This window comes from Allgaiera indica, assembly GCF_900106675.1.
In the GTDB taxonomy this organism is placed as follows: Bacteria; Pseudomonadota; Alphaproteobacteria; order Rhodobacterales; family Rhodobacteraceae; genus Acidimangrovimonas; species Acidimangrovimonas indica.
Map to the genome: position 1 here is coordinate 38,159 of NZ_FNOB01000012.1, position 24,245 is coordinate 62,403.

The 24,245-nt window shown below is 69.2% G+C and carries 14 protein-coding genes; 8 read left to right on the top strand and 6 right to left on the bottom strand.

From position 1 onward, the window contains the following. The first annotated feature begins 22 nt into the window (after window positions 1–22). From boxA to BLV97_RS12150, 4 genes are all read left to right on the top strand, one after another. Entirely contained in the window at window positions 23–1,255 is a 1,233-nt protein-coding gene (gene boxA / locus BLV97_RS12135) for a benzoyl-CoA 2,3-epoxidase subunit BoxA (protein WP_035846309.1), read from the top strand. Next, window positions 1,255–1,713, top strand: a complete 459-nt coding sequence (locus BLV97_RS12140; protein WP_035846310.1) for an acyl-CoA thioesterase — start codon at window positions 1,255–1,257, stop codon at window positions 1,711–1,713. The genes boxA and BLV97_RS12140 overlap by 1 nt, the downstream gene beginning before the upstream one ends. A gap of 99 nt (window positions 1,714–1,812) precedes the next feature. Further along, on the top strand, window positions 1,813–2,736 hold the full coding sequence (locus BLV97_RS12145; RefSeq protein ID WP_035846311.1) for a helix-turn-helix transcriptional regulator: 924 nt from the start codon (window positions 1,813–1,815) through the stop codon (window positions 2,734–2,736). Window positions 2,737–2,826: 90 nt separating this feature from the next. Further along, window positions 2,827–4,899, top strand: a complete 2,073-nt coding sequence (locus BLV97_RS12150; protein ID WP_035846313.1) for a 3-hydroxyacyl-CoA dehydrogenase NAD-binding domain-containing protein — start codon at window positions 2,827–2,829, stop codon at window positions 4,897–4,899. Between the two features lie 391 nt (window positions 4,900–5,290). Here the strand turns inward: BLV97_RS12150 and BLV97_RS12155 are convergent, their stop codons facing one another. Then, window positions 5,291–7,336 (bottom strand): NADH:flavin oxidoreductase, encoded by a 2,046-nt coding sequence (locus BLV97_RS12155; RefSeq protein ID WP_035846315.1) that lies wholly within the window; start codon window positions 7,334–7,336, stop codon window positions 5,291–5,293. A 254-nt stretch (window positions 7,337–7,590) separates the two neighbouring features. On the opposite strand from BLV97_RS12155, the gene BLV97_RS12160 reads away from it, so the two are divergent. Together BLV97_RS12160 and BLV97_RS12165 are read left to right on the top strand one after the other, a co-directional pair. Beyond that, a complete protein-coding gene (locus BLV97_RS12160) occupies window positions 7,591–9,819 on the top strand; it encodes a molybdopterin-dependent oxidoreductase (protein ID WP_051646299.1) in 2,229 nt (742 codons plus the stop codon). 135 nt (window positions 9,820–9,954) lie between these two features. Continuing rightward, window positions 9,955–11,115, top strand: coding sequence for a M20 aminoacylase family protein (locus BLV97_RS12165; RefSeq protein WP_035846317.1), 1,161 nt, complete (start codon window positions 9,955–9,957; stop codon window positions 11,113–11,115). Between the two features lie 101 nt (window positions 11,116–11,216). Here the strand turns inward: BLV97_RS12165 and cydC are convergent, their stop codons facing one another. Genes cydC through BLV97_RS12185 form a run of 4 tightly spaced genes read right to left on the bottom strand, consistent with a single transcriptional unit; the run spans window position 11,217 to window position 17,164 of the window. Then, entirely contained in the window at window positions 11,217–12,920 is a 1,704-nt protein-coding gene (gene cydC, locus BLV97_RS12170; RefSeq protein WP_092164080.1) for a thiol reductant ABC exporter subunit CydC, read from the bottom strand. Further along, window positions 12,917–14,626, bottom strand: coding sequence for a thiol reductant ABC exporter subunit CydD (gene cydD, locus BLV97_RS12175; protein WP_051646301.1), 1,710 nt, complete (start codon window positions 14,624–14,626; stop codon window positions 12,917–12,919). The genes cydC and cydD overlap by 4 nt, the downstream gene beginning before the upstream one ends. A 10-nt stretch (window positions 14,627–14,636) precedes the next feature. Beyond that, a complete protein-coding gene (cydB, locus tag BLV97_RS12180; RefSeq protein WP_035846341.1) occupies window positions 14,637–15,683 on the bottom strand; it encodes a cytochrome d ubiquinol oxidase subunit II in 1,047 nt (348 codons plus the stop codon). A gap of 41 nt (window positions 15,684–15,724) precedes the next feature. Next, window positions 15,725–17,164, bottom strand: a complete 1,440-nt coding sequence (locus tag BLV97_RS12185) for a cytochrome ubiquinol oxidase subunit I (RefSeq protein WP_035846343.1) — start codon at window positions 17,162–17,164, stop codon at window positions 15,725–15,727. A 519-nt stretch (window positions 17,165–17,683) separates the two neighbouring features. Between BLV97_RS12185 and BLV97_RS12190 the strand changes: the two genes are divergently transcribed. Continuing rightward, window positions 17,684–19,072, top strand: coding sequence for a serine hydrolase domain-containing protein (locus BLV97_RS12190; protein ID WP_035846347.1), 1,389 nt, complete (start codon window positions 17,684–17,686; stop codon window positions 19,070–19,072). A 223-nt stretch (window positions 19,073–19,295) separates the two neighbouring features. Continuing rightward, window positions 19,296–21,527, top strand: coding sequence for a S8 family peptidase (locus BLV97_RS12195; RefSeq protein WP_051646302.1), 2,232 nt, complete (start codon window positions 19,296–19,298; stop codon window positions 21,525–21,527). A 271-nt stretch (window positions 21,528–21,798) separates the two neighbouring features. Here the strand turns inward: BLV97_RS12195 and BLV97_RS12200 are convergent, their stop codons facing one another. Beyond that, window positions 21,799–23,952 (bottom strand): DEAD/DEAH box helicase, encoded by a 2,154-nt coding sequence (locus tag BLV97_RS12200; RefSeq protein WP_051646303.1) that lies wholly within the window; start codon window positions 23,950–23,952, stop codon window positions 21,799–21,801. Window positions 23,953–24,245: the final 293 nt, after the last annotated feature.

Below are 24,245 nucleotides of genomic sequence, written 5' to 3' on the forward strand. Positions count from 1 at the left end.
TCCTCAGATCGGAGCCGCGCGCATGAATGCCCCCCTCAAGACGCCGGTGAAGCAGCATGTGATCGACCCCGAGATCTGCATCCGCTGCTACACCTGCGAGATGACCTGCGAACTGGAGGCGATCACCCATGACGACAACAACGTCGTGGTCGATGCCGGAAAGTGCAATTACTGCATGTCCTGCATCCCGGTCTGCCCCACCGGCTCGATCGACAACTGGCGCATGGTCCCGGATCCCTATTCGATCGAGGAACAGTTCGGCTGGGAGGAACTGCCCGCGCAACAGGACCTTGGCACCGCGGTCGCCGGCGCGGCCGAGGATGCAGAGGCGATCGACGATGCGGTGGCGCGGCTGCTGGACGAAGCGCACAGGGGCGCCGGCGGCAAGGCCCGTGCGCCGGTCTCTGCGGCCAAGCCCACGGTGAACCTCTACACTCTCGGCCATCCGGTCGAGGCGGTGGTTCAGGGCAATTACCGCCTGACCCATGATGACAGCGGCTCGGACGTGCGTCACATCATCCTCGGCTTCGAGGGCAGGCCCTTCCCGGTGCTGGAAGGCCAGACGCTGGGGATCATCCCGCCGGGAACGGATGCCCAGGGCAGCCCGCATCTACCGCGCCTCTATTCCGTCTCCAGCCCGCGCGACGGCGAACGGCCCGGCTATGGCAACGTCTCGCTGACGGTGAAGCGCGAGGCGCAGGGCCTTTGCTCGAACTACGTCTGTGATCTGAAGAAGGGCGACAGGGTGCGGGTCACGGGGCCGTTCGGCGCCACCTTCCTGCTGCCCGACGATCCGGCGGCGCGGCTTTTGATGATCTGCACCGGCACCGGTTCGGCGCCGATGCGGGCCTTCACCATGCGCCGCCAGCGCGCGCTGGGCAGGGCCGACGGCGGCCCCGATGGCGGCCCTGATGGTGGAATGACCATGTTCTTCGGCGCCCGCACGCCCGAAAGCCTGCCCTATTTCGGCCCGCTCAAGAAGGTGCCGCAATCGGTGCTGCGCCAGCACCTGGTCTTCAGCCGCATCCCCGGCGCGTCCAGGGAATATGTGCAGGACCGGATGATGGCCGAGCGCGATGCCGTGGCCGAGTTGCTATCCGATCCCGATACCCATATCTACATCTGCGGACTGAAAGGTATGGAGGACGGCGTGGAGAAAGCATTCGCAAGCATCGCGGAAAGCGGCGGAACGCGATGGGATGCGCTGCGCGATGCGATGCGCGAACAGGGCCGATACCACGTCGAGACCTATTGATGTCGAAGGATCTTGATTGCGGCCGGCCACAGGCGCCGGCCCGCGCTTATGAGCACGAGATCCGGGTGACCTGGGGCGATTGCGATCCCGCCCGCATCGCCTATACCGCCCGGCTGCCGTGGTTCGCGCTGGATGCGATCAACGCCTGGTGGGAGGATCACATTGGCGCCGGCTGGTACCAGATGGAGATCGACCACAACCTCGGCACGCCCTTCGTCAGCATGCAGATGGATTTCCGCGCGCCGGTGACGCCGCGGCACCGGCTGATCTGCGAAGTCTGGCCGAACCGCCTGGGCGAGACCTCGGTGGGGTTCCATGTCGCGGGGCGGCAGGACGGCAAGCTATGTTTCGAAGGCAATTTCGTCTGCGTCTTCATCGTTGCCGATGCCTTTCGCAAGCAAAAGCCGCCCAAGGCCTTCCGCGACATCGTCGAGGCCCATCTGCGCCCCGATACCTGAACCCGGCAGTGCCCTGCTTTCCGCTTGGGGTGGGCAGATAGCCATTGATCCGGGGCCGAAACCCGGTAGGCTTTGCAATATAATTCATAATTGGTCGGTATGAGCGAGATCACGAATTTCCAGGGTCAGACGGTCAGTGCCGAGACCGATGTCCCGGCCGATGCGCAGGTCGCGGCGCTGATCCGCAGCGTCGGCGAACGCGTGCGCCGCGCGCGGGAACTGAAGGGCCTGCCACGGCGGGTTGTGTCCGAGCTTTCGGGCGTCTCGCCGCGCTATCTGGCGCAGCTTGAGGCGGGCGAAGGCAACATTTCCATCGGGCTGCTCAAGCGGGTCGCGATCGCGCTGGACCACCGCATCGAATGGCTGGTCTCGGAAGAGGACCCCTGGACATCCGAGGTGCTGAAGGTCGCCGATCTTTACCGCGCGTCCCCGGCGGCGGTGCGCGCGCGCGTGCTGGACCTGCTGGAGCCCGAGCCGCCCGAACGCCTGCGGGCGCGGCGGATCTGCCTGATCGGCCTGCGCGGGGCGGGCAAGTCGACGCTGGGCGCCCTGGCCGGGCAGCGCCTGGGCGCGCCGTTCGTGGAGCTGAACCGCGAGATCGAGGATCACGTCGGCATGGCGGTGACCGAGGTTATGGCGCTGTACGGCCAGGAAGGCTATCGGCGGCTGGAGGCCCAGGCGATCGACCGCATCATTGCCACCCATGACAGCCTGATCCTGGCGGTGGCGGGCGGCATCGTGGCCGAGCCGGACACCTACAAGACCCTTCTGTCGCGGTTCCACACGATCTGGATCAAGGCCGCGCCGGATGAACATATGTCCCGGGTCCGCGCCCAGGGGGACACCCGGCCGATGGCTGGCAATCCCGAGGCGATGGAGCAGCTGAAATCCATCCTGCAAAGCCGCGTCACGCTGTATCAGCGGGCCGAGGCGATGCTCGACACCTCGGGCAAGCCGCTTGAGACCTCGGTGCAGGAATTGCTGGATCTGATCCGCGCGCACGGCTTTCTCGATCTCGGGTAGGCACCTTGTCCGCGACTGGAAGCCTTGGGCGCGGTTGCAAGATAATGCGGCGAATGCGAGTGAGGGCGCCATCAAGTCGGTGGGGGTGACATGGCGGTTTCGCGGGTCAGGGACGGGATGTGCGGCCATGTCCAGCTGAACAATCCCCCCATCAACGGGATTGATCGCGCGGTGCGGCGCGGCTTGCTGGAAGCGGTCGACTGGGCCGAGGCCGAGGGGCTGGAGCGGGTGATCCTGTCGGGCGCCGGGCGTGCCTTTGCCGCCGGCGTCGATGCGCGCGAATTCGACCTGGCCCCCGAGCCGCCGCATCTGTCCGACGTGTTGGACCGGATCGAGCGCAGCCATGTGCCCTGGATCGCGGCAATTCACGGCCAGGCGCTGGGCGGCGGGGCCGAGATCGCGCTGGCGTGCCGCTACCGCATCGCCCGCCCCGACGCCACCCTGGGCCTGCCCGATGTGACCCTGGGCATGGTGCCCGGCGCCGGCGGCACGCAGCGCCTGCCGCGCCTTTCGGGGATCGAGGTGGCGCTGGATCTGATCGCCACGGGCCGGGTCGTTTCGGGCGTCGAGGCCAAGAGGATCGGCCTTGTCGATGCGCTTGGCGACGATCCCGTGGCCGCGGCCGCGACGCTTCGCGCCGCGCGGCTGGGCCTGGCGGTGCCGGTGGGAAAGCTGAACCCCGGCGACGCCCCGCCCGAGGTGTTCGAGGCCGCGCGCCGGACGGCCGCCAGGCGGATGCGCGGTCAGGTGGCGCCGCTGCGCGCGATCGAGTTGATCGCCCGGTCATGCACCGCCACGCTGGCACAGGGCCTTGAGGCCGAGCGCGCGACCGTTCTGGAACTGCGTGCCTCCGACCAGGGGCGCGCGTTGCGCCATGCCTTCTTTGCCGAGCGCAGCGCGCGTGCGCCCGGCTGGCTGCGCGCCGGCCCGGCGCCGCTGCGCCAGGTCGCGGTGGTTGGCGGCGGCATTTTGGCGGCGGGGCTTGCCTATGCGCTTTTGAACGCGGGCCTTGGGGTGACGCTGCTGGAAGCCGACACCGAGGGCGTGGTGCGGGCGCGGGCCAATGGCGAGAAGTTCATCGAGGCAGACCTTGCCCGCGGCCGGATCGGTGCGGTCGATGCTGCGTCACGGCGCGCAGGTTTCTCGGTCAGTGCCGATTATGCCGACGCGGCCGGCGCCGATCTGGCGATCGAGGCGGTGGGCGAGAGCATGGAGGAGAGGCGGCAGGTCTTTGCCCGCCTGCAATCCGTACTGCGCCCCGATGCGGTGCTGGCCAGCACCACCGCGCGTCCGGATCTGAACCTGATCGCCGCGGGGCTGGCGGATCCCGCGCGGCTGCTGGGTCTGCATTTCTGCGCCGCCGCCCCCGCGCCCGCCCCTGTCGCGAAGCTGGTCGAGATCATTCGCGGCGCGGCCAGTTCAGACCGCACGCTGGCCACCGGTTTCGCGCTGGCCGCGGCGCTGGGCAAGACCCCCGTGCTGGCCGGCGTCTGCGACGGCTTCATCGGCAACCGCATCCTTGCGCGCTGCGATGACGAAGCCGATGCCCTGCTGATCGAGGGCAGTACCCCCTGGGATATCGACGAGGCGATGGTGGATTTCGGCTATGCCATGGGCCCCTACGAGCGGCAGGATCTGGCGGGGCTGGACATCGCGCATGCCAATCGCCGGCGCAGGGATGCCGGCCGCGACCCCGCGCGGCGCTGCAACCCGATCTCCGACCGTATGGTGGCCGAAGGGCGGCTGGGCCGCAAGACGGCGGTGGGCTGGTATCGCTATCCGGGCGGTGGCGGCAAGGTGCTGGATCCGCTGATCGAGGATCTGATCCGCGAAGAGGCCTATTTTGCCAAGGTCGCGCGGCGCGAATTCAGCGCCGATCAGATCCGCCGCCGGCTGCTTTTGGCGATGATCAACGAGGCGTCTGAAATCCTGGCCGAGGGTATCGCCGAACGCGCCGCCGATATCGACCTGGTCACGCTTCTCGCGACCGGCTTTCCGCGCTGGCGGGGCGGGCTGATGCATTACGCCGATACCCTGGGTGCGAAGGCGATCCTCGCCGGGATCGAAGACCAGGCGAAAGCGGCGGGGCTGGATTGGCGCCCAAGCCGGGTCATCGAAGAGTGCGCCGCGAAGGGCCTGCGCTTCTCCGACTGGCGGCGCTGAGCGAAACGCGCGCCGGGCCTGTCCGCGGGGGCCGGGGCGGCGGCAAAGCCTGACCCCCTGGCTTCGCCGCGCCGCTCTGGCGCAAGAGGCCCGGGTGGGCCCGCGCGCCCCGACCTGCGCGGACGGATCCACGCGGCGGACTTCGGATAGCGGCCTTCGCGACCTGCACCCTGGCGGTGCCACCCTGACAGGCCATGAAGGTGTGGCGGTTCCGCCGGTGGATCCCCTGGTGCCGCAAGGGCCAAGGACGCGAACGGGCCTGCAATGGAGGGAGGCAAGGTCGGGGGCTGCGTGCCGGTTCCGGGCGCTGCTTGGCGTTCGCCGCCGTCGCAGCGCGCAAGGTTTCGCGACGCGCGCCAAGCGGGGGAGAAAGGCGTTCGCTCGGCGCGCCTTAGAGATCCTTCATCAGCCGCAGCGCATCGTAGATCGCCGCATGGGTGTTGCGGCTGCTGACGGCGTCGCCGATGCGAAATAGCTGGAAGGTGCCGGCGGGATTGACCGCCAGCGCCTGCGGCCGGCCCGCGATCAGTGCGTCATGGTCCACCGCGCCCAGGTTCGACGACAGCGGCCTCAGCGCGAAATAAAGATCCTCCAGCGGCATCGTGCCATAGTTCACCACCACCTGATCGTAGCTTTGTCGCCAGGTGATATCGCTGTAGTCGGTGCCGATCGTCGCCATCAGCCGGTTGCCGTCCCTGGCCACGCCCATCAGGCGGCGGGTGATGGAGAAGGTCACGTCCCGCGCCTGCAGCGACCGCATGTAGGGCACCAGGTTCATGCCCATGATGTCGGGGGCGACGTTGCGGTCGGGTGTCATCACCTCGACCTTCGCACCGGCCTGCGCCGCCACCTCGGCCGCCATCAGGCCCGGATGGTCGCCGCTTTCGTCGTAGATCAGCACATCCTGCCCCGGCCTCACATCGCCCGAGATCAGATCCCAGGCGCTGACGACATGGGGGGCGTCATGGCCGGCTTCGAACAGTTCCAGGTTGGGCAGGCCGCCGGTCGCGACGATCACCACGTCGGGGTCCAGCGCGGTCACGTCCCCGGCCTCGGCGAAGCTGTTGAAACGGAAGGCCACGTCGCGGGCCGCGCATTGAGCCATCCGCCAGTCGATGATGCCGATCATCTCGCGCCGACGGGGGGATTGCGCGGTCAGCCGCACCTGCCCGCCGGGATCGGGCTGGGCCTCGAACACTGTCACCTCATGCCCGCGTTCGGCGGCGACGCGCGCGGCCTCCAGCCCTCCGGGCCCCGCGCCGACGATCACCACCTTCTTGCGCGTCTCCGCCGGGGCGATCGAATGCGGCATCGTCAGTTCGCGCCCCGTCGTAGGGTTGTGGATGCACAGCGCCTCGCCGCCGGCATAGATCCGGTCCAGGCAGTAGGTCGCGCCGACACAGGGGCGGATGTCGTCCTCGCGGCCCGTCATGACCTTCGCCACGATATGCGGGTCGGCCATGTGGGCGCGGGTCATGCCGACCATGTCCAAAAGCCCCGCCGCGACCGCATGGCGCGCAGTCGCCACATCTGGGATGCGGGCCGCGTGGAAGATGGGCATGCCGGTCGCGGCCCGGACAGTGCCCGCGAAATCCAGATGCGGCGCCGCTTTCATTCCCTGCACCGGGATCACGTCGGTCAGCGCCGGGTCGGTATGGATGCGGCCACGGATCACGTTGAGGAAATCGACCATGCCGGTGGCCTTCAGCCGCTTCGCGATCTCCAGCCCCTCGGCGGTGGTTATGCCGCCGGGCGCGGCCTCGTCGGCGGTGAAGCGGATGCCGACGATGAAATCCTGGCCCACGCGCGCCCGGATGCCGGCCAGAACGTCGCGCACCAGCTTCATCCGGCTGTCCAGCGTCTGCCCGCCATAGGGGCCATCCAGGTCATTGGTCAGGGGCGACCAGAACTGATCAAGCAGGTGGCCGTAGACCTCCAGCTCGATCCCGTCCATGCCGCCTTCCTGCATCCGCTCGGCCGCATCGGCGAAATCGGCGATGATACGGGCGATGTCCCAATCCTCGGCCAGTTTGGGAAAGGCCTTGTGCGCCGGTTCGCGGTGCTTCGACGACGACACCGAGGGCAGCCAGTCGCCCCGGTCCCAGCCGGTGCGTCGGCCCAGATGGGTAAGCTGGATCATCACCGCGCAGCCGTGTTCATGGCAGGCGTCGGTGAGGGCGCGGATATGGGGGACGACGTCGTCGCGATAGGCGAGGATGTTGTTGAAGGCCGGCGGGCTGTCGCGCGAGACCGAGGCCGAACCCGCCGTCATCGCCAGCGCCACCCCGGCCTTCGCGCGTTCCGCGTGATAGGCCACATAACGCGCCTTGGGCATCCCGTCCTCGGGATAGGCGGGCTCGTGGCTGGTGGTCATGATCCGGTTGCGCAGCGTCAGATGCTTCAGGCGGTAGGGCTGAAGAAGGGGATCGCTGGACATGGCGGGCCTTTGCTGGATGGCGCAGGATTTCCCGGAACGCTCACTCAAGTCAAGTCGGCGCGCATCCGGGGCGACTGCCTTGTGCCCGGTGCCGCCCGTCCAGGCCGGGTGGGCACGGCCTGGACGCGGGCGGGGCGGGACTAGGAAAGCCGGCCAAGGGATGCCATCGTGCCCGGGGCGCGACAGGGGCGCGCGATTGGGAATCGCCCGTGGTGCGGATGCGACCGCGTGACGGGCTTTCGGGAGGGACTGGGATGCGCCGTTATACCTCGACCCATTGGGGCCTGCGCGAGATCGTCGAGGAAGCGGGCGGCACGGTCCTGCGGCCGGTCGACGAGGACCCGCACCCAAGTGCGATCGGCCTTGACCAGCTTTCGCCCGATCTGCAATCGCTGCGCGTGCGCCGCCCGGCCGTGCGTGAAAGCTGGCTGAAGGGCGGGCCCGGTGCGGCGGGCGAACAGCGCGGCAATGAGCCTTTCATCGAGGTCGAATGGGACCAGGCGCTGGATCTGGTCGCGGCCGAACTCGACCGGGTGCGCAAGACCCATGGCAATGGTGCGATCTACGGCGGCTCCTACGGCTGGGCCAGCGCCGGGCGCTTTCATCATGCGCAGGGCCAGTTGCACCGCTTCCTCAACACGATCGGCGGCTATGTCGCGCATCGCAACAGCTACAGCCTGGGCGCGGCGCATGTGATCTTGCCGCATGTGGTGATGCGGATGGGCACGCTGATGGAGGCCCATACCGATTGGCAGACCCTCGCCGAACATTGCGAGCTGTTCGTCACCTTCGGCGGGGTGCCGGAAAAGAACGCCCAGGTTTCGCCCGGAGGGGTGCTGCGCCACCACCTGCCCGGCGCGCTGGGGCGCATGCGTGCCGCCGGGGTCGAATTCGTCAATATCGGCCCGGTCGCGGACAATATCGCGAAGGTCGCGCAGGCCGAATGGATCCCGGCCCGCCCCAACACCGATACCGCCTTCATGCTGGCGCTGGCCCATGTGCTGCTGGAGGAAGACCTGCACGACCGCGCTTTCCTGGCCAGCCATTGCGTGGGCTTCGACCGCTTCGCGGCCTATCTGCGGGGCGAGGCGGACGGCCAACCCAAATCCCCCGATTGGGCGGCCCGGATCACCGGCGCCCCGGCCCAGTCGATCCGTGGCCTGGCCCGGCGCATGGCTTCGCGGCGCACAATGGTGAACATGGCCTGGTCGCTGCAGCGCGCCGATCATGGCGAACAGCCCTGCTGGGCGGTGGTCGCGCTGGCTGCGATGTTGGGCCAGATCGGCCTGCCCGGCGGCGGCTTCGGCGTCGGCTATGGCGCCGCCAACGTGATCGGCGGGCGCGGCCGCCGGCTGCCCGCCCCGACGCTGCCCCAAGGGCACAACCCTGTCCAGGATTTCATCCCGGTGGCGCGCATCGCCGACATGCTGCTGAACCCCGGCGCTCGCTATCCCTATGACGGCGAGACCCGCACCTACCCCGATATCCGCCTGGTCTACTGGGCCGGCGGCAACCCGTTCCACCACCATCAGGATCTGAACCGCCTGCGCCATGCCTGGTCAAAGCCCGACACGATCGTCGTGAATGAGCAATATTGGACCGCCACCGCGCGCCACGCCGATATCGTCCTGCCCGCGACTCTGGCGCTGGAGCGCGAGGATATCGGCTATGCGGGGCTTGAGGGGCATCTGGTGTGGATGAGCCGCGCCGCGCCGCCGCTGGCCGAGGCGCGCGACGATTTCACCATCTTCGCAGGGCTCGCCGGGCGGCTGGGCGTCCAACAGGACTTCACCGAGGGGCGCGCGGCCGACGACTGGTTGCGCCATCTCTATGACGACAGCCGCCAGCGGATGCTGGGCGAAGGCGTCGCCCTGCCCGATTTCGACAGCTTCCGAGAAGCCGGGCTGGTGAAACTGCCCGTTGATGATCCGATCGTGCTGTTGCAGGATTTCCGCGCCGATCCCCGCGCCCACCCGCTGGACACGCCATCGGGGCGGATCGAGATCTCTTCCGAGCGGATCGCGGCGATGGGCCTTGCCGATTGCGGCCCGCATCCGATGTGGTTTCCTCCGCGCGAATGGCTGGGGGCGGCGGCGGCCGAAACCTGGCCGCTGCACCTGCTATCGGACCAGCCCAGGGGCAAGCTGCACAGCCAGCTTGACGCCGGTGCGGCCAGCCGGGCAGAGCGCCACGACGGTCACGAACGGCTTTGGATCAGCCCCGCGGATGCGGCGGCGCGGGGGCTGGCACGGGGCGATCTGGTCGAGATCGCCAATTCGCGCGGGCGCAGCCTGGCCCGGGCCTGGCCCGACGCCCGGATCATGGCGGGCACCGTGCGGCTGGCCACCGGCGCCTGGTTCCGCCCCGAGGGCGACCGCGATCTGGCGGGCAACCCCAATGTGCTGACCGCCGATCGCGGCACGTCGGGGCTGGCGCAGGGTTCGGCCGCGCAAAGCTGCCTGGTCGAGGTGACGCGGCTGTGATCCGGCGCGGCGCTTGCGACTCGGCCGCGGCCCGACCATCGTGGCGCAACGCCCCGCCGATCCGTGCCCGGTGCCCGAACCCGGTGACCGTGCCGCCCAGCCACACCCGCGCCTGCACATCCACGGAGATCCCACATGCCCACGCTTGACCGCATCGAAGCCTTTGCCGACGATCTGACCGCGATCCGCCGCGATTTCCACGAACATCCCGAACTGGGGTTTCAAGAGGTCCGCACCGCCGCCAAGGTCGCCCAGATGCTGGAAGGCTGGGGGATCGAGGTGACCCGCGGCATCGGCAAGACCGGCGTGGTGGGGGTGCTGAAGGGCGATCGCCCGGGGCGCACGATCGGGCTGCGCGCCGATATGGACGCGCTGCCGATACATGAGCAGACGAACCTGCCCTATGCGTCGAAAAACCCCGGCATCATGCATGCCTGCGGCCATGACAGCCACACCACGATGCTGCTGGGCGCCGCGCGCTACCTGGCGGAAACCCGCGATTTCGCCGGCACCGCGGTGTTCATCTTCCAGCCTGCGGAAGAGGGCCTGGGCGGCGCGCGGGCGATGATCGCCGACGGGCTGTTCGACCGCTTTCCTTGCGACGAACTTTACGGCCTGCACAATTCTCCGTCCCACGGGCCCGGCGAATTCGGCGTGAAGAAGGGCCCGGCGATGGCGGGGGCAAGCTTCTTCGACATCACCATCACCGGCCAGGGCAGCCATGCGGCGCGGCCCGAGGAATCCAAGGATCCGGTGGTGATCGGCGCGGGCCTGGTGTCCGAGATCCAGTCGATCGTGTCGCGCAACCTGGCGCCGACCCATCCGGTCGTGGTCTCGATCACCCAGTTCCACGCCGGCACCGCCTATAACGTGATCCCGGAAACCGCCACGATGGCTGGCACCGTGCGCTATTTCGACCCCGAGGACATGGCGCGGGTGGAAAAGCGCCTGCGGGCGTTGTGCAGCGGCCTGGCGGTGGCGCATGACTGCCAGATCGAGCTTGATCTGCGCAATGTCTTCGACGTGCTGATGAACGACGATCAGCGCGCCGAGGATCTGCTGGAGGCGGCGCGCAACGTGGTGGGGGACGAGAACGCCCGTCTCAAGACCGATCTGGTGATGGGATCCGAGGATATGGCCGACATGCTGCGCGTCGTGCCAGGTGCCTATTGCACGCTGGGCCATGGCGGGAATGTCCCGCTGCACAACCCCGGCTACGTCTTCGACGACGCGGCGCTGCCGGTGGGTGCCTCGTTCTTCGCCCGCATGGTCGAGATGCGCGGCGCCGCGGCCTGATCCGCGCCGGCAGCGCGGCGCCGGCGCAGAGCCGGGTGCAATGGCCGGCACGATGCGGCGCCCGGCCGCTGGCGACCCGCTTCATGGCGGCGGCGGTGCGGCTAGACGCGGGTGGCGTACTTCGGGCAGGGCGCGGATGGCGGTGACGGTATGGCGCGCCCGTTCTCGATCGTCACGACCCGGTCGGCCAGGGCCAGGGTCCGCGGCCGATGGCTGATCAGCAGCACCGTGCGCCCGGCCACCAGACGGCGCAGCGCTGCGATGACGTGGTCCTCGGCGGCGGCGTCGAGGTTTTCCGTGGGCTCGTCCAGCAGCAGGATCGGCGCGTCCTTCAGCAGCGCCCGCGCGATGATCAGTCGCCGCGCCTGCCCCCCCGAAAGCCGTGCCCCGGCCTCTCCCACGAAGGTTTCCAGACCGCGGGGAAAGGTGCTCACCTCATCCCAGAGCGCGGCGTCCTCCAGTACGCGCCGCAGGGCCGCATCGTCGGCCTCGGGGCGCGCGAGACGCAGGTTGTCGCGGATCGTCGCGTTGAACAGATGCGCATGCTGGTCGACCACCGCGCACAGGCTGCGGACCTGTGCGCCGCCGAGCGCGCGAACCTCGGTGCCGCCGATCGTCAATTGGCCGGATTGGTAGCCGTGGAAGCGCAGGATCGCGTTGACAAGGCTTGTCTTTCCCGCCCCCGTCGCGCCCTTCAGCGCCAGCACCTCGCCCTGGCGCAGATGAAAGGACAGATGGTCCAGCGCCGGTGCATCCTGCGGGTGGTAGCGCAGGCAAAGGTTCTCGGCCCTGATATCGTGGCGCCGCGGCATGGGCGCCGGGACGGCCGGGTCGGCGACCGGCGCGGGGGTGTCGGCGATCTCGTAGATCCGGCGGGCGGCGGCCAGGGTTTCCCCCATCGCCTGGAACGCCGGGGGCAGGGTCGCCACGGCCTCGAACGCGGCCAGCACGAACAGCGCGATCATCGCCGTATCGGCAGGGGAAAGGCGGCCCTGTCCGACCAACGGGATCGCCAGCACAAGCGCCGCGACCATGGCCAGCGGCGCGGTCAGCCCCGAAAGCACGACAGACAGTGCCTTCAGACGCGCAAGATGCCGCTGCTGGGCGATCAACGCGTCGCTGAGCCCATCGATGCGGGCTGTCTGGCGGGTGCTGGCGCCAAGCGCGCGCAACTCGGCCGCGCCGCGGATGCCATCCGTCACCGCCGCCCGCAACGCCCCGCGGATCGCCACGGCCCGGGCCCCCGCCGCGCGCCCGAGGCGCAACATCAGCAGGGGAAGCGCGACGCCCGCGATCGACAGCCCCACCGCCGTGACCGCGGCGACCGGCAGGGAAAAGGTCGCCAGAAACCCGGTCAGCAGCACAAGGTTGATCGTGGCCGAGGCGCCGGGCACCAGCACCCGCAGGTAGAAATTGTCGAGGCTGTCGATATCGGCGCGGATCCGGCCGAGCAGATCGCCGCGGCGATGCGCGCGCAGCCCGGCGGGCGCCAGCGGCTCCAGCCGCTCGTAGAACCAGGTCCTGAGTTCGGACAGAAGCCGCAAGGTGGCTTCGTGGGTGACCAGACGCTCCAGGTAGCGCGCCAGGCTGCGCAGGATGGCCAGCCCGCGGATGGCCGCCGCCGGGGTGAAGTAGTTGAACGACTGGGTGCCCAGGCCCGCCAGCGCCATCGAGGCGATGAACCAGCCCGACAGCGCCAGAAGCGCGACATTCGACAGCGCCGTCGCGGTCGTCAACGCGATGCCCAGCGCGATCCAGGACCGGTAGGGGCGGTACAGCGCCCAGAGGCGGCGCAGATCCTTCATGCGGCCTCTCCCGCCGGCGGTGGGGGGACCGGGCGGCCGCGGTCAAGGCGCAGGATCCGGCCCGCGGCCCGGGCAGCGGCGGGATCATGGGTGATCAGCAGCACGGCCTGGTGGGCGGCGCGGTCGCGGATCGTGGCGATGACCCGCGCGGCGGTGCCTTGATCAAGAGACGCCGTGGGTTCGTCGAGGATCAGCACCTCGGCCGGTTTCAGCAACGCCCGCGCCAATGCGATCCGCCGCCGCTCACCCCCCGATAGCCCTTCGCCGCCGTCGCCAAGCCGCGTGGCGTAGCCTTCGGGAAGGGTTGCGATGAAGTCATGCGCCACGGCCGCGCGGGCGGCGGCCTCGACGGCCTCGGGCGGGGCTTCGGGCCAACCCAGACGGATGTTTTCCGCGATCGTGCCGTGAAACAGCGTGGGCGATTGCGGCAGCCAGGCGACATGGCCCAGCCAGTCGTCCAGCGCGACCGAGCCCAGATCCGCGCCGTCGATGCGCAGCGCGCCGGATTGAGGTGTCAGAAAGCCCAACGCCAGATGGGCAAGTGTCGTCTTGCCCGCCCCCGACGCCCCCGTCACCGCCAGGCATTCCCCGCGGGCCAGGGTGAGGGTGATCCCAGACAGGCCCTGGCCCCCCGTTTCATGCGCGAAGCCGACCCTGTCGAACGTGATCAGGGTGACCTGTTGAAGTCGGGCGGTCCCCCTGGTGTCGGGGGCCGGGGTTTCCAGGCAGCCGACGATCCGCTCGGCCGCGCCGATCGCGGCCATCCTTGCGTGGTACTGGCTGCCCATGTCGCGCAGCGGGCGGAAGAATTCGGGCGCCAGAAGCAGCACGAAGAAACCCGGCAGGAAATGCATCTGCGCGTAGTAAAGGCGAAACCCGATGAACACGGCGACCAGTGCGATCGCCAGCGTGGCAAGGAATTCCAGCATCAGTGACGACAGGAAGGCCACCCGCAGCACCTGCATCGTGGCGCGGCGGTAGGCGTCCGAGATCCGTGCGACCGTGGCGGCCTCTTGCCGGCTGGCGTTGAACAGCTTCAGCGTCGTCAGACCCTCGATCGCGTCGAAGACATGGGCGCTCATCCGCGCAAGCGTCCGCCACTGGCGCTGGTTCAGCGCCTCGGTGCCCTTGCCGATCAGGATCATGAAGGCCGGGATCAGCGGCGCGGTGAGGCACAGGATCAGCCCCGACACCCAATCCGACGGCACCACCGCGGCCAGCATCGCCAGCGGGATCAGGGCTGTCAGATAGCGTTGCGGCAGGTAATCGGCGTAGTATCTTTCCACCTCGTCGACCCCGTCGACCAGGGTGTTCGCCAGATCGCCCGACCGTTCCGTGCCGGCCCAGGCGGGGCCGAGCGCCGTGATATGGGTCTGCAAGTGGTGGCGCAGATCGCGGCGGATGCGGGCGCCGGCGGCAAAGGCCGCGACGGGCACCAGCCCCGAAACCAGCGCCCGCGCCGCGATCACGCCCAGAAGCGGCGGCACAAGCGGCAGGATCTGGCCCAGATCGTGATGGCGGATGACGACCCCGTCGATGATCCGCGCCAGCAGCCAGGCCTGGCCGATCAGCAGCGCCGCCGCCGCCGTCCCGGCAAGGGCAGCGCTCGCGATCGGCGCGCGTACCGAATGCGCGCGGGCACGCAGCCAGCGCTCCGACGCGCTGGCGGTGTCGCGGTCGGGGGCCCGGGCCGAGAAGGTCGTCATCGCCGCGCCCCTATTCGTGGTAGCGCACCAGCTTGGAAATCCGCGCGCGGAAGACCCAGATCTGATACCAGTTGTACATCACCATCACCGGGAAGAAGCCGGCCATCGCCAAGGTGAAGGTGATCAGCGATACCTGCGGGCTGGCGCCGGAATAGATTGTCCAGGTGTTCGGCACGAGCCAGGGATACATCGTGGCGATCATCGCCACCCCCAGGATCGCGACGGTCAGGTTGAACCACAAGATCGCGGCCAGGTCCCGTTCGCCGCGGGTGGCACGGCGCATCTTCGCGGTCGAGAAAAGCGCGGCGACCAGCAGCAGGCCCCAGATCCAGAAATGGGCGCCGAACCATTTCTGCGCGGCCCAGGGGAAGATCAGCGCGCTCCAGCCCAGGGTGATCGCCACGCAGCCGAGCGCGGCATAGAAGGCAGGGTCGGTCCAGCGCGCGACGTGATCGCGGATCGGTTCTCCGCGCTTGAACCGGGCGCGGATGAAAAGGCCCCCCGCCAGCATCACCGCCAGCACCGCCGCGGCCCCGGTCCACAGGCTGAACGGGCTGAGAAAGCGCAGCGCGCCACCCACATAGGTGGGGATGCCGTGCGCCGGATGGGTCAGCGGAAAGCCTTCCAGCACCGCGCCCACGGCGATGCCACCGAAGAAGGTGGTGGCCAGGCTCGACAGGCCGAAGGCCCAGTCCGAGAAGCGGCGCCATCTCGGTTCGGCCAGGTGGCGGAATTCCAGCGCCACCGCGCGCGTCATGATCCCCCAAAGCACCAGCGTCAGCGGCACCATCAGATAGCTGAAGGCCGAGCCGTAGACGAAGGGGAAAGTGCCGAACAGCACCCCGCCCGCGACCACCAGCCAGGTCTCGTTCGCGTCCCAGGTGCCGGCCATTGCCGCCATCACCGCGCCGCGTTCGTCTTCGTCCCCCAGGAACAGGGTCAGGATCCCCGCGCCCAGGTCGGCGCCGTCAAGCATGATGTAGAACAGGACGCTGACGCTGAGCGCGATCCACCAGGCGAAGGCCAGCATGTCCTGGGTACGGGAAAGCATGTCCATCTTCGGATCTCCTTGTTCCCGGGCCATCCGGTCGCCGGTGGTCAGACCGGGCGGACGTAGCCGGAATCCTCGGCCTCCTCGGGGTTGGTTTCCAGATGTCCCAGGGATTCGTTCCCCGGGGCGGGGATCGGGCTGTCCATGTCGGGTCCGCGCCGGATCACCTTGGCGAAGAAATACCAGGCGCCGCCCCAGACCATCAGTTCGAACAGCATGAAGCCGACCAGCCAGAAGATCGCGGTGGCGGCGGACATGTTGCTGACACCATCTCGGGTGCGCATCAGGCCATAGACGATCCAGGGCTGACGCGCGATCTCGCGCGTCCACCAGCCGGTCCAGATCGCCAGATAAGGCAGGAAGCCCGACACGATCAGGGCACGCAGGAACCAGCGGTTCGAGGCGATGCGCGCCACCGACAGCCGGCCGCGGACCGCCAGCCAAGCCGCCCAGAGCGCGACCAGGAACAGCAGCCCGCCGACCGCGACCATCGCGCGGAAGGCATAGAAAGGGATCACCACGGGCGGGTGCTGATCCTTGGGGAAGTCGTTCAGGCCGGGCACTGTGCCGTTCCAGCTGTGGGTTTCCAGCAGGCTCAGCACATGCGGGATGGTGATCGCCCATGCCGTGCCGTCGCCCTTCGCGTTGGGCCAGGCCACCACATGCCAGCCGGTGTTGGGCCGACCCGAGGGGGTGAGGGTGTCGTAATGTCCCTCGATCGCCGCCAGGGCGGCCGGCTGGTCGCGGGCCACGGTCCTTCCCAGCCCGTCGCCCAGCCAGATCTGCAGCGGCGCGACGACGATCAGTGTCAGTACCGACCACAGGAGCGCGCGACGAAACAGCGCGACATGGCGCCCCCCGAGGACGTACCAGGCCGACACCGCAGCAACGAAGCACAGCGACAACTCGATCGAGGCCACCACCATATGCGGCATCGCGTAAAGGAAATCGGGATTGAGGATCGCCTTCGTCCAATCGGTGATCTGAAAGACCCCGTCCTTCAATTCGACGCCGCTGGGCGTCTGCATCCAGGAATTCGCATCCATGATCCAGAACGCCGACAGCGCTGATGCGAAGGCCACGTTGAAGGTGGCGAACAGATGCATCCCGCGGCTGATCTTGCCCCAACCGAACAGCATCAGCCCGATAAAGCCGGCTTCGTACATGAAGGCGGTGATCGTTTCATAGCCCAGCACCTGCCCGAAGAACGGCCCCGCCGCCTGCGAGAAGGGCCCGTAGAGGATGCCGAAGGCCATTTCCATCGTCACGCCGGTGGCCACGCCGGCGCCGAAGTTCACCACGAAAAGCTTCTCGAAGAAGCGGCACAGCCTGTACCAGCCCGGATCCTCGGTCGCCACCCAGCGCCATTCGGCGATGAACAGCATCGCGGCCAGGCCGATCGTCAGCGGCGGATAGATGATGTGGAAGGAGGTGATCCAGGCGAAATCAAGCCGGGAAATGAAGGCGGAAAAGTCGGATGTCGTCATCTGTCGTTTCCTCAGGACCGGGCCACGGCTCCAAGTTGATGAGGCGCGGCACGCGGGTGCGCGGACGGCAGGATCGGCAGTCGGTCTGCCTGTCGGGCAATTCCGAAGGCGTCAGTTCTGTCTTTTGTCCTTGCCATGGGGCGCTGGCGCGGATCTCTCTAGTCGAACGCGGGGCAAGAGGTTTCGTTCCCGCCGCGGGGCCATTTAGGGGGCGGGCGGCCGATGGACACCGGGCGGTTCGCCGAACGCCCCGCCCGGCGTGAGCGGCGGGCACCCCGACAAGTGCATCGTCACGGGCGTTTGGCAGGGAATTCGCGTCGCTTCCGGTCCATCCGTCTCGCCTGATCGTGACAGCGTTTGACGCGGCCCGGCCGTCACGGGCGCCTGTCCGCGATCGCCGCGGGGGGCGGGGCGGCAAGCGCAATGACCCCGCGTCACCCGAAATTGCCTTTGCAAGCGCGCGCGGCTTGTGAAGACTTGGCCCCGCGGGACATGCCCGCCGAAGGCAGGGAGGGTGACATGCGGATCGTCTGGCGCGGGCTCGGGGTGCTGGCCGGGCTGGTCGTGGTGGCTGTGGTCGCGGGCTACGCCTACATGATGGTCGTGCCGCCCACCTTGCTGCGCGTCGGCGACGGCTATGCATCGAAGATCGTCTGCTCGTCCACGTTCCTGTCCGGGCGGGGGCCGGAAACGGTGCTGGAAACCGATGTCCAGGCGCCCGGCAATCCCCTGCTTCGTTTGCTCGATGTCCAGACCGATCGCGCGCGCGATCGGGTCCATGCCGAGTTCCTGCGCTTCATCGCGCCGGTGGAATCGGTGCGCCGCCCGGGGCTGGGCTGCGCGGTGGCGCCTGACGGCAACCTCGCCCGCGCCGCCGACCAATCGGCGCCGCCGGCCCCCGGCCCCTCGGCCAGCACGGCGCTTTGGCCCGCAGGCAGCGCCGTGGATCTGGCGGGGCAGGCGAAACTGGCCGCGGTCCTGGCCGATGACGCGCTGGCCGGGCCGGGGATGCGCGCGATCGTCGTGGTCCGCCATGGCCGCATCGTGGCGGAACGTTATGGCAAGGGGTTCGGCCCGAGGGTGCCGCTGCTGGGATGGTCGATGACCAAATCGGTGACCGCCGCCCTGACCGGGACGGTGATCAAGGCCGGCAAGCTGCGTCTCGACCAGGATCATCTGCTGCCGCAATGGGCCGGCGACGGGCGCGCGAAGATCACCGTCGAGGATCTGCTGTCGATGTCCAGCGGGCTGCATTTCAACGAGGATTACGGCGATGTCTCGGACGTGACGCGGATGCTGTTCCTGGAACCCGACATGGCTAAATTCGCGGCCGGTCAGCCGCTTGACCACCCGCCGGGGACGCATTTCAGCTATTCCACCGGCACCGCGGTGATCCTGTCGCGGATCTGGCAGAACGCGGTCGGGTCCGAGGCCGCGTCGCTGGCCTGGCCGCGCAAGAAGCTGTTCGGGCCGCTCGGCATGGGCAGCGCGGTGCTTGAAACCGACGCGGCCGGCACCTTCGTCGGCGGGTCCTATCTGTACGCCACCGCGCGCGACTGGGCCCGCTTCGGGCAGTTCCTGTTGCAGGACGGGGTCTGGGACGGTCAGCAGATCCTGCCGGCGGGATTCGTGCGGACGATGGTGACGCCCTCGGCGGCCGATCCGGTCTATTCCAAGGGGATGCTCTGGCTTGCCGGGCCCCACGGCGACATGAAGGCGGGAAGCGACCAGCGCGAATACGGGTTGCCCGAAGGCACCTACTGGATGGAAGGGCATGACGGCCAGACCGTCACCGTGATCCCCGCGGCCGATACGGTCGTGGTGCGCATGGGCCTGACGCCGGGCCGCGAGGGTTATCGCCCGCAAAAGCTGGTCGCCGCGATCCTCAAGGCGGAAGCCGGCAGCTAGGGGAAGCCACCGGGCCCTTGCCGGGCTTGGCAATTGCGCCACGCTGGCCGGATTGTCGTGTGTCGCATTGTGGATTTTCATTGTTCGTTCACGCCTGGCCCGGCCAGTATCACGGAACATGCGCCCGCTACGCAGCCGGTGGCGTGGTTTCGGGGCGGCCGAGCGCCCCGGCCTCGCGCTTGGCCGCGGGCGCGCCGTAGATGGCCAGAGGACCCCCGAGCGGATGATCAGAAACCTCTTTCTGTGCTGCAGCCTCCTGGCGCTGGTGGGCTGCGGCGGCGGCAGCAGCGACAGCGGCGGGTCGTCGGGAAGTGGCAGTTCGGGTACGACCGGCACGAGCCAGACCACGGGCCCCACGACCGGATCGCTTCCCTATCCCTGGAATCGCTATTTCGTCATGGCCTACAGCGCCGCCAAGGTGGCGGCGCAGGATGCGCGCCAGGTCTTCATCAATAGCACGATCACTTACCCTAAGCAGGTGAACGGCAGTCCAACCTACAATTCCGGCAAGGTCATCACCACCAACGCCCAGAAGGAAGCCGGGCTGAACTATGCCTTCTCGACCGGGCTGACGGGCAAGGGCCAGGTGCTGGCGATGATCGACAGCCACGTCAACACCGCGCATGAGCAGTTCAACGGCAAGACCATCACCCTGGACGGCGGCGCGGGCAGCGATTTCCACGGCACGGCGGTGGCCTCGGTCATGGTGGGGGCGGGCACCCGCGGGCAGATGACCGGTTTCGCCCCGGGCGCGGATCTGTTCGCGGGTTATCTGGATTATTCGAAGCCGGTGAACTGGTCGACCATGGCGCAGGAAGTGCTGGCCGCGAAAGCCGCCAACGCGATCGCGCTGAACAATTCCTGGGGGCTGGCCGGCGAAACGGTGGCCAATACCAATTACGGCGCGATCTTCGGCTCCGGCGCCGGGGCAAGCTACATCAGCGCCCTGCAAAGCTATCAGCAGAAAGGTGTCGTCGTCTTCGCCGCGCAGAACGATTACAACGCCACCTCGATCGACGCGATGGCGGGCCTGCCCAGCGCCTATCCGGCGCTCAAGCCCGGCTGGCTGGCGGTGATCAATGCCATTCCCCATTTCCAGAACGGCCAGATCGTCAGCGCCGACCGGATCTCGGCCCCCTGCGCGGAGGCCGCGCGCTATTGCCTTGCCGCCGACGGACAGTCGATTGTGGCCGACAACACCAACCCCACCGGCTATCTGATCGGCGAGGGCGCGTCCTTTGCCGCGCCGCAGGTGGCGGGGTCGATCGCGCTGCTGGCCGAGGCCTTCCCCGACCTCAGCCCGCAGCAGTTGCGCGCGCGACTGCTGGTGACCGCCGACAACAGCTTCTTCAGCCATTACGACGGCACGCTGACCTTCGCGGGCGGGGCGGTGACGCACAAGTTCAACAACGAATTTGGCGCGGGCTTTCTGAACCTCAGGGCCGCGCTGCTGCCGATCGGCACCGTGGGCGTGCCGATGGCCGCGGGCGGGCAGATCCCGCTGGGCCAGGTCGCGATCGCCGGCGGCTCGGCCTCGGGCGACGCGATCGCCCAGGCGCTGGGCAAGGCCAGGGTGGTCTCGGTCGACAGCATGGGCGGGGCCTTTACCTCGTCGGCGTCGATGCTGGGCGGGACCGCGCGCAGTTTCGCGGCGGCGGTCGCCTTCGGGCGGGCGGTGTCGGGACAGATCGGCGGCCAGCGCGCGGCGCAACATGCCGCGCTGACCGGCGGGGTCGATGCGGCCGCGCTGATCGGCCCCGACCTGATGAGCGCACCCGACGCGGCGCAGGTATCGGGGCTGGAGGAAACCCGCATGCGCGTTGGCGACCGCACGTCCCTGGCGGTGCTGCGCCAGCAGGGCGATTTCGCCGGGCTGTCGGTGTCGCGTGCCATCCCGCTGGGCGAAGCCGCGCTGGAAATCGGCGCGACGGCGTTTCGCAGCCAGGGCTCTCTTCTGGGCGTCACCGCGCCGGGCTACGGGCCAGACATACAGGCCTGGGCGCGCTCCGTCTCGCTTGGACTGGCGCGCAAGCTGGGGCCGGGCACGGGGCTGCGGATCAGCGCCTCTTTCGGGGTGGCGCAGGGCAACGGCGCCGGGATCATCCAGGGCTTCACGCCGGTGGCCTACAACAGCCTTGGGATCGCTGTCGACCGCGCCAACGCGCTGCGCCAGGGCGATGTGCTGAGCCTTTTCCTGCGCCAGCCGATCTCGATCACCAGCGGTCGCGCGGTGCTGAGCCTGCCGACGTCCTATTCCAGCGCGGGGCCGGGCTTTACCGACACCGGCGTGGACCTCAGCCCCCGGCGGCGCGAACTGGACCTGGGGTTTGATTATACCGCGCCGCTGGGCGCCGGGCTGGGCCTGACCGCCGGCGCGGCCTATCGGATCAACTCCGGCAACGTCGCCGGCCGGGCCGGAACGACTGCGGTCCTGGCCCTGCGCGCCACCTTCTAGCCCGAAGCATCCAACCCACGCCCGCGCTTGCCACGGACCGAGGGTGAAGACAGCCGCGCGGTCCCGGCCGCGACGCGGGGCGTGGGAACGAAAGCCGCGCCCCGGGACGGCGCATCGGCGCGACTAACGCGTGAAGATCCACGATCGGCGGCGCGATGGCCGGGCGGGTCCAGCCGTGCCGACCAGGCACCGCGATCATTGATGTCCCGGCAAGCCCATGATCCGCGAAGGCGCCGCTGTCGTCGGAGCCACGGGGCCCCCGCGCCGAAGCCTAGCCGCGCCGGGGGCCGGATCCCGCCTTCGAGGGCCTGCCTTGGACGAAGCGACGGGTCGGGCGCTCGTCTCCCGGCTTGCCCTGCCGGGCAGGGCCCGCGCCGCGGCCTTGGGGGGGCTTGCCTTTCGGTTTCGGCCCCTTGCCAGCAGCGCCCTTGCCCGGCGCACCTTTTCCCGCCGGGCTTCTGCCGAACGGCGCCGTGCCGCCCCTCTTGCCGGGGGCGGTTCCATCCCGGGGCCCGCGGCTTTCCTTGGTCTCCGTCGTGGTGACACTCCCGGCCGTTGCCGGCCGCTTGCGGTGAAGCGAGACCGAGGGGTCGCGCGCAGCCTTCTTTTCGGGGCTCCAGCGGGGCTTCTTCGGCGCCGGCGATTTCGCGGGGGGCTCGACCGGTTCCGCGTCACGTGCAACCGAGGGCTCGGCAGGGGGCGGCTGCTGAGCGGCGGGGCGCTTTGCCTCGGCGACAGGCCCCGGACGCTGGGTCTTCGCCGGCCGGTCGGGGCGGGGCGGGCGCGGCGGGCGCGCCGAAGGCTCGGGCCGGCCCAGGTCCGGCGCGCCAGGCTGCCGGGTCAGCGTCAGCCCCGGCTCGATCTGCAGGCCGGCGCCAAGCGCGGCCTCGAAGCCCGGCGCGGCGGCGGCGGCGATCTGCACGAAGGTCTCGGTCCGCCCGACCCGGATCGCGCCGATCTCGGCGCGGGTGATGCGGCCGGTGTTGCACAACTTGGGCAGGATCCAACGGGCCTCGGCACGGCCCTCGTGCCCCACCGACAGCGCATACCAGACCGAGGCGCCAAAGGCCTGCAGATCGCGCTTGGCGGCAGGGGCGGCGGCACCGGGTGCATTCGGCGCCGCGATCTCTTCAGGCGCGGACCGCCCCGCGCGCCACAGCCGCAGCACCGCAGCGGCCAGGGCCTCGGGGCCGAACTGTCCGGTCAGCGCCGCGACCGCTCCGGCCTCGTCGTCGGCCACCGGCTGGGACAGCTGTGGTGCCGCCAGAAGCCGGGCCTCGTCGCGTTCCAGCACCGCCTCGGCCGAGGGCGCGGGGCCCCAGCTGGCCTGCAGCTTGGCGGCCTGCAGCAACCGCTGCGCCTTCTTGTAATCGCGCGGCGTGACGATCAGCGCCGAGATCCCCCGGCGCCCGGCCCGCCCGGTGCGGCCCGAACGGTGCAGTAGCGCCTCGGGGTTTTGCGGCAGGTCGGCATGGATCACCAGTTCCAGCCCCGGCAGGTCGATCCCGCGCGCGGCCACGTCGGTCGCGACGCAGACCCGCGCGCGGCCGTCGCGCACCGCCTGCAGCGCATGGGTGCGCTCGGTCTGCGACAGCTCGCCTGACAACGCCACCGCCTGGAAGCCTCGGTTGTGGAACCGGCCCAGCAGGTGCGAGACCTCGGCGCGGGTCTTGCAGAAGACGATCGCCCGCTCGGCCTCATGAAAGCGCAGGAGGTTGATGATCGCATGTTCGCGGTCACCCTGCGCCACGTTGAGGCATTGATAGTCGATATCGGTGTGCTGGCGCGATTCGCCCGCGGTGCGCAGGCGCAGCGCGTCGCGCTGGAAGGTGGCGGCCAGCGACTCGATCGCCGGCGGCACGGTGGCCGAGAACATCAATACCCTGCGCTCTGACGGGGCCGCGCCAAGAATGAATTCCAGATCCTCGCTGAAGCCCAGATCAAGCATCTCGTCGGCCTCGTCCAGCACCGCCACCCGCAGCGCCGACAGGTCCAGCCCGCCGCGTTCGATATGGTCACGCAGGCGGCCGGGGGTGCCGACGACGATATGCGCCCCCTGGGCAAGCGCCCGCCGTTCGGTGCGGTAATCCATGCCGCCGACGCAGGAGGCGATGCGCGCATCGGTGCCGGCATAGAGCCATTCGAATTCGTGCCGGACTTGCAGTGCCAATTCGCGCGTCGGCGCGACGACCAGAGCCATCGGCGCCTCGGCCGGTCCCAGCCGCTCGGCGCCGGCCAGCAGATCGGGCGCCATGGCGATGCCGAAGGCCACTGTCTTGCCCGATCCGGTCTGGGCCGAGACCAGCAGATCACGCCCGGCGACGCCGTCCTCCAGGACGGCCAGCTGCACGGAGGTAAGGGTTTCATATCCGCGATCCGCAAGCGCGGCGGCAAGCGGCGGCGCGATGCCGGTCAAAGAGGTCATGTCGGTCTTTCAAAGAGGCGGGGCTTCGTGGCCCCGGATGACAGCCCACCCTTTCCCCTTCCCGCCACACGGGCAGCATCGGAAACCCGGAGCCTGAGGCGCGGCAGATATCGGGTTGCGCACAACAATTCAAGGCTCTGCCGTGGCGAGGCGTTGACTTGGCGAGGTTCTGCCGCGGCAGGGCCCGCGCCGGACCCGCCACCCCCAGGGGGCCGAGGGGCAGAGACGTGCGGTTCAGCACCCGGATGCTTCGCTCAACCCGCGTCCGCTTCCCGCGTCAGCTTTGCCGGCCG

What these genes read in the sequence shown, in the direction of transcription:
- boxA (WP_035846309.1), top strand. Translation starts at nt 23, where the DNA reads ATGAATGCCCCCCTCAAGACGCCGGTGAAGCAGCATGTGATCGACCCC.
- BLV97_RS12140 (WP_035846310.1), top strand. Translation starts at nt 1,255, where the DNA reads ATGTCGAAGGATCTTGATTGCGGCCGGCCACAGGCGCCGGCCCGCGCT.
- BLV97_RS12145 (WP_035846311.1), top strand. Translation starts at nt 1,813, where the DNA reads ATGAGCGAGATCACGAATTTCCAGGGTCAGACGGTCAGTGCCGAGACC.
- BLV97_RS12150 (WP_035846313.1), top strand. Translation starts at nt 2,827, where the DNA reads ATGGCGGTTTCGCGGGTCAGGGACGGGATGTGCGGCCATGTCCAGCTG.
- BLV97_RS12155 (WP_035846315.1), bottom strand. Translation starts at nt 7,336, where the DNA reads ATGTCCAGCGATCCCCTTCTTCAGCCCTACCGCCTGAAGCATCTGACG.
- BLV97_RS12160 (WP_051646299.1), top strand. Translation starts at nt 7,591, where the DNA reads ATGCGCCGTTATACCTCGACCCATTGGGGCCTGCGCGAGATCGTCGAG.
- BLV97_RS12165 (WP_035846317.1), top strand. Translation starts at nt 9,955, where the DNA reads ATGCCCACGCTTGACCGCATCGAAGCCTTTGCCGACGATCTGACCGCG.
- cydC (WP_092164080.1), bottom strand. Translation starts at nt 12,920, where the DNA reads ATGAAGGATCTGCGCCGCCTCTGGGCGCTGTACCGCCCCTACCGGTCC.
- cydD (WP_051646301.1), bottom strand. Translation starts at nt 14,626, where the DNA reads ATGACGACCTTCTCGGCCCGGGCCCCCGACCGCGACACCGCCAGCGCG.
- cydB (WP_035846341.1), bottom strand. Translation starts at nt 15,683, where the DNA reads ATGGACATGCTTTCCCGTACCCAGGACATGCTGGCCTTCGCCTGGTGG.
- BLV97_RS12185 (WP_035846343.1), bottom strand. Translation starts at nt 17,164, where the DNA reads ATGACGACATCCGACTTTTCCGCCTTCATTTCCCGGCTTGATTTCGCC.
- BLV97_RS12190 (WP_035846347.1), top strand. Translation starts at nt 17,684, where the DNA reads ATGCGGATCGTCTGGCGCGGGCTCGGGGTGCTGGCCGGGCTGGTCGTG.
- BLV97_RS12195 (WP_051646302.1), top strand. Translation starts at nt 19,296, where the DNA reads ATGATCAGAAACCTCTTTCTGTGCTGCAGCCTCCTGGCGCTGGTGGGC.
- BLV97_RS12200 (WP_051646303.1), bottom strand. Translation starts at nt 23,952, where the DNA reads ATGACCTCTTTGACCGGCATCGCGCCGCCGCTTGCCGCCGCGCTTGCG.